General features: G+C 29.2%; 7 protein-coding genes. 5 read left to right on the forward strand and 2 right to left on the reverse strand.

Annotation, left to right across the window (positions count from 1 at the left end; all coding sequences use genetic code 11):
• Positions 1-527: 527 nt before the first annotated feature.
• Together KGF41_RS20110 and KGF41_RS20115 are read right to left on the reverse strand one after the other, a co-directional pair.
• Positions 528-1772, reverse strand: coding sequence for a D-alanyl-D-alanine carboxypeptidase family protein (locus tag KGF41_RS20110; protein WP_227857113.1), 1245 nt, complete (start codon positions 1770-1772; stop codon positions 528-530).
• A 41-nt stretch (positions 1773-1813) separates the two neighbouring features.
• Positions 1814-4648, reverse strand: a complete 2835-nt coding sequence (locus KGF41_RS20115) for a sigma-54-dependent transcriptional regulator (protein ID WP_227830442.1) — start codon at positions 4646-4648, stop codon at positions 1814-1816.
• Between the two features lie 689 nt (positions 4649-5337).
• On the opposite strand from KGF41_RS20115, the gene KGF41_RS20120 reads away from it, so the two are divergent.
• The 5 genes from KGF41_RS20120 (at position 5338) to KGF41_RS20140 (ending at position 10567) form a co-directional block, all read left to right on the forward strand.
• Entirely contained in the window at positions 5338-6099 is a 762-nt protein-coding gene (locus KGF41_RS20120; protein WP_227433654.1) for a threonine/serine exporter family protein, read from the forward strand.
• A complete protein-coding gene (locus KGF41_RS20125; RefSeq protein WP_227830441.1) occupies positions 6100-6594 on the forward strand; it encodes a threonine/serine exporter family protein in 495 nt (164 codons plus the stop codon). It begins immediately after the preceding gene.
• A 228-nt stretch (positions 6595-6822) separates the two neighbouring features.
• On the forward strand, positions 6823-8001 hold the full coding sequence (locus tag KGF41_RS20130) for a hypothetical protein (protein WP_227841195.1): 1179 nt from the start codon (positions 6823-6825) through the stop codon (positions 7999-8001).
• 263 nt (positions 8002-8264) lie between these two features.
• Entirely contained in the window at positions 8265-9872 is a 1608-nt protein-coding gene (locus KGF41_RS20135) for an ATP-binding protein (protein WP_227830439.1), read from the forward strand.
• Positions 9863-10567: a response regulator gene (locus KGF41_RS20140; RefSeq protein ID WP_227830438.1), complete on the forward strand. Its 705-nt coding sequence runs from the start codon at positions 9863-9865 to the stop codon at positions 10565-10567. The genes KGF41_RS20135 and KGF41_RS20140 overlap by 10 nt, the downstream gene beginning before the upstream one ends.
• The last annotated feature ends 254 nt before the right edge of the window (positions 10568-10821 follow it).

Consider the following 10821-nt stretch of genomic DNA (forward strand, 5'->3'; position numbering starts at 1 on the left):
TTAGTATTTACAGTAGAGCATACATCAAGTGGAAAAACAGCAGATACAAAATCAATAGAGGTAACAGTACCTGCTAAAACAACAGTAACAACTGTATCCTCTTTATTAGGTAGAATAGCAGTAAATCTTTTTAATTTCAATAAGTAAAACTAGTATGTAAAATGGGCTGTAAGTAGATTTGTATAAAAACAAATTTACCTACAGCTCTTTTGGTATACTAAAGTAGCAAATTTTGAATAATATTCATATGAAAAATTTAAAAACTATACCTTTAAAACTTCACATAATATTCATATGAATTATCTATTAAATTCATACACAAGAGTTATTATATAAACATAGAAGATAGTAAAAACTAGCTTAAAAACATAATATAATACCCTATACAAGATAGTGGCAACTCTCCCTCACATCCTCAATTGTTGCCACTATTTTAATTTTTTTGTAAAAATAAAATAACAAAAAACTCCACCATAAAGTGGAGTTTTCTATAAATTTAATCTAATCTTTCTAAACTTATCTAAGCACTAAGCCTTAAAACAAACAGAATTTCTGCCTTCAAGCTCTCTATTTATCTTAGCGACCTTAATCTTAATTTTGTCCTTCAAAGGAATACAACCTATATTGCTTTCACTTCTTACATTAACACTTCCAACAAACTTACCAGAATCATTATAATACTTTGCAACACCAACAATATCTCCCTTATTGATAGGATAACTCATACTCTTAAACACTATCTTAGGATTGATATTCTCATTATCTGAAACAACACCATATAAATCTTTATCTACCTTAACTTTTATCTTAAAATCATCAATACCATCAACACAAGGAGTTTCTATAGTATCCCCCTTATGAGCTATTTTTTTAGAATGGAAATTGTCTTTGCCATACTTCAATAAGCTAGCAGAAGAAGAAATTCTATTCTTCTTATTACCATCACCAAGTACAACACCTATTAATCTATGATTTCTTTCATTTTTAGCATCTTTAGGTACCATCATAGAAAATGCAAAACAATATCCAGCATTATCTGTATAACCTGTCTTTATTCCATCAACACCAGGAACTGAAACAAGTAGAGGATTTGTATTGTAGTGTGTAAAATCCTTTTTAGTATCATTATAAACTTGCATAGTAGTTATTCTAGTAACCTGACTTTCATAATGGTCATACATATACTTTCCAAGAGTAACTATATCATGAGCTGTTGATATGTTCTCGATAGGAGGCTCTTTACGTTCTGGGTCAGTATATCTAGGAAGACCATTTGGATTAAAATAATACGTATCATGCATTCCTATTTCTTCAGCTTTCTTATTCATCATATCTACAAAATTCTTTTCATCTTTACCAATGTATTTCGCTATGGCCATAGCAGCATCATTTCCAGAAACAAGCATAAGACCTTGCATAAGCTCCCCTAGAGGTATTTCATCGCCATCTTTAAGCTTACAAGTAGAACCTCCGACAGAAGCTGTAGACTTGTCTATTTTTACTATATCAGTTTCTTTAACTTGATTCTTATCTACTGCCTCTATTGCAAGTAAAAATGTCATCATCTTACTTAAGCTAGCTAGAGGCATTTTTTCGTCGCTATTTTTTTCAAATAATATTCTTCTAGTATCTTGGTCTATAAGCAATGCTGCCCTTGAAGAATTTGGGACTGGTGGATTATCTGCAAATGAGAATCCAGGTGTTATAAATGTAAAAATTAATGCAAGTATTGCTAAAAGTTTTACTTTTCTTTTCAAAAATTCATCCTCCATTTCATATACTAATTATGTGCGCAAGATAGGAACTATAGGCTCTATTTATTTAGATATTCATTAATCATATCTATTATATAAGCAATTTCCTCATCTGGTATCGAAATATTAAAGTAAGCTTCAGTTGTTTTAAAAGCTTCTCGTATTAATTCATATAATTTATAATTTTTACCAATTAACTCAGTAATGTTATTATATGGAAAAGTTGTATTTTTAAAACATCTTTCTATCATAAAAGAGCAGTGTAGTATATATCCAAGTTTAAATTTACTCTTAAGGTCTTCGTCTATTAATTCTATTATTGAAAATAATGATGAATTAACATAGTTGAATAATTTAACTGAGTCCAATAATTCTAAGTTCTGAGACATGAAGTTTATTATTAAGCTGTTATATGATAGATTTGTTTCCTTTATATTAGTGATAATATTGGCATTGAATGTACCTTCTATTATCTTGTTTAACATATCAAGGCCATATCCATTTAGAAGTTCTTCTATGTGTATAAATGGAGTGTTAGCAACATTAAAGTCTACACTACCAACAACTGCTAAAATTTTAGTATTACTAAATTTATTCCTATACATTTTAAAACTCTCTATATTATGAGGAACTAAGTTAATATTGTACTTATTGATATTTTTTAGCGAAGAATTTATAAAGTCTGCAACTTTCATAGCTGAACCATAACCTGTTATACAAGTAGTTATTATAGCATAATCTCTCGATTTTTCAGGATAATTTATTTCTGATGAGTCAATTGCAGCTCGTCCAATATATGGATTTAAAGAACTTAAAGAGTTAGCTAACTCATCTAAGGTCATTTCTGGTAGAGTACTTTTTCTTACTGCCTCCAAAACTATTGGAGTAGACACCATTTCAATAGAGCGTGTTTTAATCTTTGTTTTTTCTGAAATAAGTTCTCCAAAAGCTATAAGAGAGCCCATATCTGTTAAAAGGAGTACCCCCTTACCTTCATCACATTCTTTTACCAATTCTATAGCTTTGTCAAGTATAGTACTTACTTTCACATCCAAAGGCATATCAATTGCATTACAGTGGTTTGTACCAAGTAGTGAATTGGCTACATCACACATACTGCTAGCTGTTGAATTTCCATGAGCAAGTATTATAACTCCAATACTTTCAGAGTGATTATTAGGCTCAAGGTATGTACTATTTAGAAACATAGATATAAATTTTACTTCATCTTTGGGTAAAGATATCTGTAGGTCGTTTTCAATTATACTTAAAACTATTTTAGCTATATTTAAATCTTTTTCTAAGAAAATTTTATCATTATATAGATTGTACTTAGGATTATATGTATCCTGGTTTATATTTTCTATAAGAGCACTTATATGCATTGAAAGAGCAACATAAGTTTGTTTTGTATATTTATTTCTAGAGATTTTTTCAGCCTCTTTTAAAGAGTGTTCAACAGCATAGTAAATCTTTGGGTTGATTACTTTAAAAATCTCATTACTTGTATAATCAGAATGAGTTACTGATGATACTGAAAGTAATTTTGTAGAGTATTTCTCCATGTAATTTATAAACATACTCCTTATATCATTTTCTAGATAAGGAATCTCTGTAGAGTATCTAAATCCATTGTTTGATGTATCTATATTGTATTTAGATAGTTCTTTTGTATATTCGACCTCTAAGTTGTTACCATTGAATTCATAAAAAAGCATATAATCAAGCTCTGATAATTTATTTAAATTACTGCGATTTTCATTCAACTTTAAAAGACCAGTGTAAATATAGTCAGGAACAAGAGATAAGTCTATTTCTATGTTGTCTTTTAGTTCAGTCTTATAATTTAAAAATGCTCTTGCACTCATAAGTTGTATATCAGACTTAAGTTGACCTATATTACCAAAACAATCATAAAGTAGTAATGATTTAATTACGTCTTTATGAACTCTTATAGTTGCATTAGTATATTTAGATTCTACAATAAAGAAATATTTAATGAGAGATAATCTTTCTTTTAAGGACCTATCCTGTAAAGCAGGTAGATTAATTGTAACAGGAATTCTTCTTAGAAAAGTTCCAAGTAAGGAAGACTGTATATCTTCTGTTGTAGCACACACAATAAAGACTGTAGCTCTATGTACGACATCAGATTCTCCTAATCGTCTGTATATACCTTTATCCATCAAAAGAAAAAGCATCTCTTGGCCTTCTGGGGGTAATCTGTGTATTTCATCTAAAAACAATATACCACCATTAGCCTGTGCAACTATCCCAAATTTATCCTTATTAGCACCAGTAAAAGAACCTTTAACATAACCAAATAAATTACTAAGAAGTAAGTTAGCATTTTCTGCATATTCAGCACAGTTAAATACTACAAATTTACTTTCAGAAGAAAATACTTTGCTTTCTATAGCATATTTGTACATTGTTTCAGCAAATGTACTTTTTCCAACACCAGTAGGCCCTATAAGCAATGTATTAAGACCTTTTGGAGGGTAAAGTATGGCAGATTTAGCTTTTTCTATAGCTAATTTAAGGCTAGAATCATGTCCAAGTAATGTTGAGAAGACATCTTCTGAATCATTTTTAGTTGATTTAAATAGTTCATTACAATTTCTTATAGAATATTCTGAGCTATTTAAGGTACGACCAATCAAATTTTCAATAATACCAGCATGTAAAAATAAAATAGGTTTACCAGATATTTTTACAACTTTCTTTTCATTATATAGATTATTTAATTCTTTACTAGTATTACTTCTATCAAGAGATGAATTGTTAGCAACTTCAAGAGTAGTAAATCCTGTTTTCTCTGATTGTAGGTCTTTTAAAGTTATATTATTACATAACTTATGTAGTGATAATAAAACTTTATCTTTTCTTAACATTATAGTACCCCCTTTCTTTATATTTAAGTTATATTAAATATATTATATAATATATTTAATATTAAAATAAGGTTTATAGTGGATATTTTGTATTTTACTTTTTAATATGTTGTTTTGTGTAGTAGTTGGTGTTAAAATAATAGTTGCATTTATATGAGATATGGATTTTTATGGATTTACATAAGGTATTATGTTGTTATATTAGATAAGTATAAATTTTGTAATGTATGTAGCACTTTTATCTAATGTTCATATAAATATATAAAAACTAATTACTTAAATATACATAAACTAATTATTAGGTTATGAGCAATTTAAAAGTGTACAGATTTAAAATTATAGTTATTGTAAATCGTCAATTGTAGTAGTTTTTAAAGTATTTAATGAAGAATTGGTAAAATGAAGAGTAAATGGAGAGAGAATTTTTTATTGAAACAAAAATAATGAAAAGAAAAATAAGCTTGTAAAATTTAAAGCAGTTATATATCAATGGTTGAAAGTGTCTATGAAATATTAATTCAGCCATTTTATGGTGTAAATAACTTTATAATTTATTTTTGACAAGCATAAAAAACAAATTTTTTCATAAAATCTAAATGTTGGATATTAATTATTTAAAATAGTTTTAAATAATTAATGTATTGTAATAAAATATGAATAATATTATAAAAGAATGGGAGATATGTTTTGTGGATATAGATAGAATTTTAAACTTTTCCTCAAATGCAGGTAAAGCTATGTTGCAAAGTGGAGGAGAAACTTATAGAGTTGAAGAAACGATAAGTAGAATATGCCAATCTTTTGGTATAGAGCATGTAGATGTATTTGCAACTCCAACGGCTGTAATGGCATCTGTTTTTGTAGATGGGAAACTACATTCAGCAATTAAAAGAATAAGTTCAAGAAGGGTAGACCTAAACTTAGTTCATGAAGTTAACTCATTATCAAGAGCAATCAGTATAAATAATTTAGATATTGAGTTATGTGAGAGGATTTTAGATGAGATAAGTGAAGATAATTATTATTCAGATATAGTAACAATAATTTTTGCAGGTATTGCAGCAGCAACTTTTTCTATATTATTTGGAGGAGATTTAAAAGAATTTATAGCTGCGTTTATGGTGGGAATAATGACTAAATTTGTTATTATGTACCTAAATAAGTCCTCACTAAACGATTTTTTTGTAAATGCGATAGGAGCAGTTGTTATAGCTTTTTGTTCTATTGTGATTCTAAAACTTGGATTTATAAAGACTATGGACCATTTAATAGCAGGAGCAATAATGCTTTTGGTTCCAGGACTTGCTTTAACTAATGCGTTAAGAGACTTGTTAGATGGTCAATTGATATCTGGTCTTGCAAAGTTGGCAGAAGTATTTTTTGTAGGTGTATCCATAGCAGTAGGAATGTTTTTGGTACTAGGATTATACTTCAAGTTAGGGGGTATATAAATGAAATTGTTTATAGAAGTAGTAGCAGCTTTTTTTACAGCCTTAAGTTTTGGAGTCTTATTTAATATGAAGGGAAAAAACTTGATAATATCAGGTGTAGGTGGAAGTATAGCTTGGTTTTCGTATAAGTTTTGTTTGAATATGGGTGTATCAGTAAACCTGTGTTTTTTTATAGCTACAGTATGTTTTGCAATATACTGTGAATTATGTGCTAGGATTTATATGACTCCATCGACAACTTTAAGTGTTTGTTGTCTCATAATCTTAGTACCAGGTTATGGAATATATAACACTATGTATTCTGTTTTAACTAATGACTATATTAAGGCAGTAGAGTATGGGGTAAGTACATTATCTTGTGCAAGTTCGATTGCATTGGGGTTAGTATTTATAACTACAGTATTTAGAAGAGTTAATCTGTATGGAATAGTTTCGAAGATAAAAGATAATAAAAAATATAAGAAGAGCATAAATAAAATTAAACCACAGAAATAGAAAAAATTGACTTTTATACCAAAGGGTGATAATATAATAACATAAAATAGAATAAGAATATCTTTTATTAAATTAGATATTCTTATTGTTATAATATCAGTCACGGTTTTTTATTTCAACAAACCGACAACTTGAATCACAGATGTAAGTTTTAGAACTTGTTTTGTATTAACAAATTTGTATTAATGTAGAAACCTTAATTCTAAATTAAAAAGGGGGAAAATCAAAATGGAGAAGCTGTCAGATAAGAGGAGAGTCAAGGCAGTAAGTATGGAAACCTTCGTATTTATTGTACTTTTGGCGGTAGGATTTGGCTATGTAGGCAGTATCATGGGTGCAGGAATGATGTTCAAAGTAATAATGAGCACGGCACATGCACTTTTACTAGACACAGTATTTTTGATAATGGCAATGGCAGTCCTTGCAGGTGCACTTAGTGCATTACTTTCAGAATTTGGAGTAATATCTTTAGTAAATAAGATATTTAAGGGCCTTATGAGACCTATATGGGGGTTACCTGGTGCTAGTATAGCAGGAGTAGTGGCAACTTATTTATCTGATAACCCAGCTATTATACCATTCGCTAAAGACAAAACATTTACACAATACTTTAAAAAATACCAAGTGCCTGCTTTATGTAACTTAGGAACAGCTTTTGGTATGGGACTTATTGTAACAACTTTCATGATAGCTCAAGGTAAAGAATATGTATTACCAGCTATAATTGGTAACGTTGGAGCAATAATAGGTAGTATTATTAGTGTTAGAATTATGTTGACTTTTACTAAAAAGTATTATAATTATGACCCTAAAAGTGATAATGACAAACAAGCAAGTGTAAACAGTGCAAAGATTGAAGAGTTTAGAGAAATAAGAGATGGTAATGTATTCCAAAGAACATTGGATGCTATACTTGAAGGTGGTAAGCTAGGTGTTGAAATGGGTATGGCTATAATACCAGGAGTTTTAGTAGTTTGTACATTAGTTATGTTATTAACTTTTGGACCATCTACAGACCCTGCTACAGGTCAAGCTGTTTACACAGGAGCTGCATATGAAGGTATAAAATTATTACCTGCTATTGGTGACAAAATCAGTTTTATAATAGAACCATTATTTGGATTTACTTCACCAGAAGCAATAGCATTCCCTGTAACTGCATTAGGTGCTGTTGGAGCAGCAATATCTCTAGTACCAGAATTCATAAAATCAGGTGCTATAACTCCTAATGATATAGCAGTATTTACAGCAATGGGTATGTGTTGGAGTGGATATTTAAGTACACACATTGGTATGATGGATGCTTTAGATGCAAGACCATTAGCTGGTAAAGCGATTCTTTCGCATACAATAGGTGGTTTATGTGCAGGTGTATGTGCCCACTTTATATTTATGCTTGTCGGATAGGAATGTTTTAAAAATCAAATATTAAGATATTATAATTTATTAGATTGAATTGAACTAACAATTTAAATATGTAAAAATTAAATTAGTGATTTAAATATATAAAGGTGCTGTTTTGAAATAGAGATTTATTTTCATTTTAAGACAGCACCTTTTAGTAATTTGAAGGTATTAATTAAATGTATTGATTGAATTTATTATGATAAAATTGTATTATATACATTAGAGTCAATTTAAACAGTAACAATAAGGAGGAATTGTAGTAAATGAAAAAAGAACGACTACATCATGAGGACTTAAAAGAGTATGATTATGATGAAGATGACTATCTCAGTAAGAAAATAATTATTAAGGACTTTATAAAAACTATATTGGTTATGATAATTGCTACTGGAATATCAGTAGCTTTTAAAAAAGTAGGTTTTAATGAATCTAATATTATTTTAGTGTATATATTAGGTGTATTATTTGCTACAAGTATAACACATGGGTATTTTTTTGGAATACTTTCTTCAGTAATAGGAGTGCTATCATTTAATTTTTTCTTTACACACCCATTATATACTTTTATAGCTTATAGAAAAGATTATCCAATGACCTTTTGTATTATGCTTTTGGCAGCAATTATAACAAGTACTTTAACTTCTAGAATAAAAAAAGAAGTAAGACTTTCTCATAAAAGAGAGAAAATGATAAGATTGCTTTATGAAAATAATAAAACACTTCTTAAAGCAAAAAATAAAAATCAAATAATTGAATTTTGTGGGTCTAATTTGGTAAACATGTTAAATAGAACTGTTATAGTAACTATTGCAGATGGTGATAATAATCTAGGTAAGCCAAGTATTTATATTTGTAATAATGACGGAAGTGAGAATATATTCTATTCAGTATTAGAAAAGGAAGCTATAAAAGAGGCTTTTAGAACAGGTGTGCCAGTTGGGATTGGAACAAAATATTGTAAAAATAGTAGTGCTTACTATTTTCCTATAAAAGGTCAAGAATCCAATGTTCTTGGTGTTATAGGTATTGCATGTTTTAAAATTGATATTATTACGGAAAATGAAAAGATATTGTTAGAAGCAGTTTCAACACAAGTTGCATTAGCAATTGATAGAGAAAATCTATTTGAAAAGAATAAAAAAGCTAATCTTGAAACAGAACGAGAGAGGTTAAGAGGAAACTTGCTTAGATCAATTTCTCATGATTTGAGAACTCCACTTACAAGCATACTAGGTTCTTCTTCAACTATACTTGAAAATGATGATGTAATAGATAAAGAAACTAGAGTAGAGCTACTAAAAAATATATATGAAGATACAAGTTGGTTGACTCACTCTGTTGAGAATATACTTAGTATGACCAGAATAGATGAAGGAAAATTGGATATTGAAAAACGTCCAGAGGTTGTAGATGAAATAATTGCGGAATCTATACTAAGAGTTAAAAAATTTGCCAATAGTAGAGAGATACAAACCAATATACCAGATGAAATAATAATAGTTCATGTGGATGTATTATTGATAGAGCAAGTTTTAGTAAACTTAATTGACAATGCTATAAGACATACACCTAAAAATTCTAAGATAGAATTAACTGTAAGTAAAGAAGCTGAAAATGTATTATTTGAAGTGGCAGACAACGGAAAAGGAATACCAAGTGAAGATATTAAGAATATATTTAATAGATTTTATACAAAGAATAAAGCAAGAAATCTTGAAAGAAGAGGGATTGGTCTTGGTTTAGAAATATGTAAGTCTATAGTACAAGCTCATGGTGGAGAAATTATTGCTTTTAATAATCCTTCTGGAGGAGCCACATTTAGATTTAGTATACCTTTAGATAAAGGGGAGGTGAAAGACGAATGGAAGTAAAACCGTTGGTTTTAATTGTGGAAGACGATAGACCAATTTGTAAATTTATAAAAGTGTCTCTGGAAACTCAAAACTATAGATGTGTAGAAACTGACAATGGAGGCACAGCTATATCACTTATACATTCTCTTGACCCAGATTTAATAATTTTAGATTTAGGTTTACCAGATATTGATGGAATTGAGGTAATAGGTAGAGTTAGGGCTTGTGCTAAAAATAATAAAATAATTGTTGTTTCAGCAAGAGAACACGAGAGAGACAAAGTTGAGGCTTTAGATGGTGGAGCAGATGATTATTTGACGAAACCTTTTAGTGTAACAGAACTTTTGGCTAGAGTGCGTGTGGCCCTTAGAAATAAAGTTCAACAAGGTAAGATAAATAGTGATGTTCCTACAACCTTTGAGGTTAAAAATCTAAAGATAGATTATGAAAAGCATGCTGTATCTATTAATGGCGAGGAGATACACTTAACTCCAATTGAATATAAACTTGTTGAATTAATGTCTAAGTATTCAGGGAGAGTTTTAACACATAAATTTATAATAGATAAGGTTTGGGGTAATTACTATGAAAGCGAAAACCAATCTCTTAGAGTTTTTATGGCAAGTATAAGACGAAAAATTGAAAAAAATCCTGCTCAACCAGAGTATATTTTGACTGAAGTAGGAGTAGGATATCGTATGACAGATGAATAAGTATCAAATTAAAAGTATTAGAATCTAAACTAGTAGTAGTATTTTAACTAAATACAAATAGCCATGTGTTCTATAATAAGTAGGAGGAAAGACAGCCTATTAATATTATACTTGCATGGCTATTTTTATCTTTTTATCAAAGATAGGCGAAATATTCCATCCTCAATATAAGTAGGTTGGAGATGTAAGCCTGTAATATAAATTAAAAGGAGGTGAAGAAATGATACAGATGAAAGCTTTTAAGTTTAGAATAT

Origin of the sequence: Clostridioides sp. ZZV14-6150, assembly GCF_020657875.1 — a bacterium.
In the GTDB taxonomy this organism is placed as follows: Bacteria; Bacillota; Clostridia; order Peptostreptococcales; family Peptostreptococcaceae; genus Clostridioides.

Bases quoted from the DNA above. Each gene is read 5' to 3' on its own strand.
- KGF41_RS20115 (WP_227830442.1), bottom strand. From the start codon at position 4,648: ATGTTAAGAAAAGATAAAGTTTTATTATCACTACATAAGTTATGTAAT.
- KGF41_RS20140 (WP_227830438.1), top strand. From the start codon at position 9,863: ATGGAAGTAAAACCGTTGGTTTTAATTGTGGAAGACGATAGACCAATT.
- KGF41_RS20125 (WP_227830441.1), top strand. From the start codon at position 6,100: ATGAAATTGTTTATAGAAGTAGTAGCAGCTTTTTTTACAGCCTTAAGT.
- KGF41_RS20110 (WP_227857113.1), bottom strand. From the start codon at position 1,772: ATGGAGGATGAATTTTTGAAAAGAAAAGTAAAACTTTTAGCAATACTT.
- KGF41_RS20135 (WP_227830439.1), top strand. From the start codon at position 8,265: ATGAAAAAAGAACGACTACATCATGAGGACTTAAAAGAGTATGATTAT.
- KGF41_RS20130 (WP_227841195.1), top strand. From the start codon at position 6,823: ATGGAGAAGCTGTCAGATAAGAGGAGAGTCAAGGCAGTAAGTATGGAA.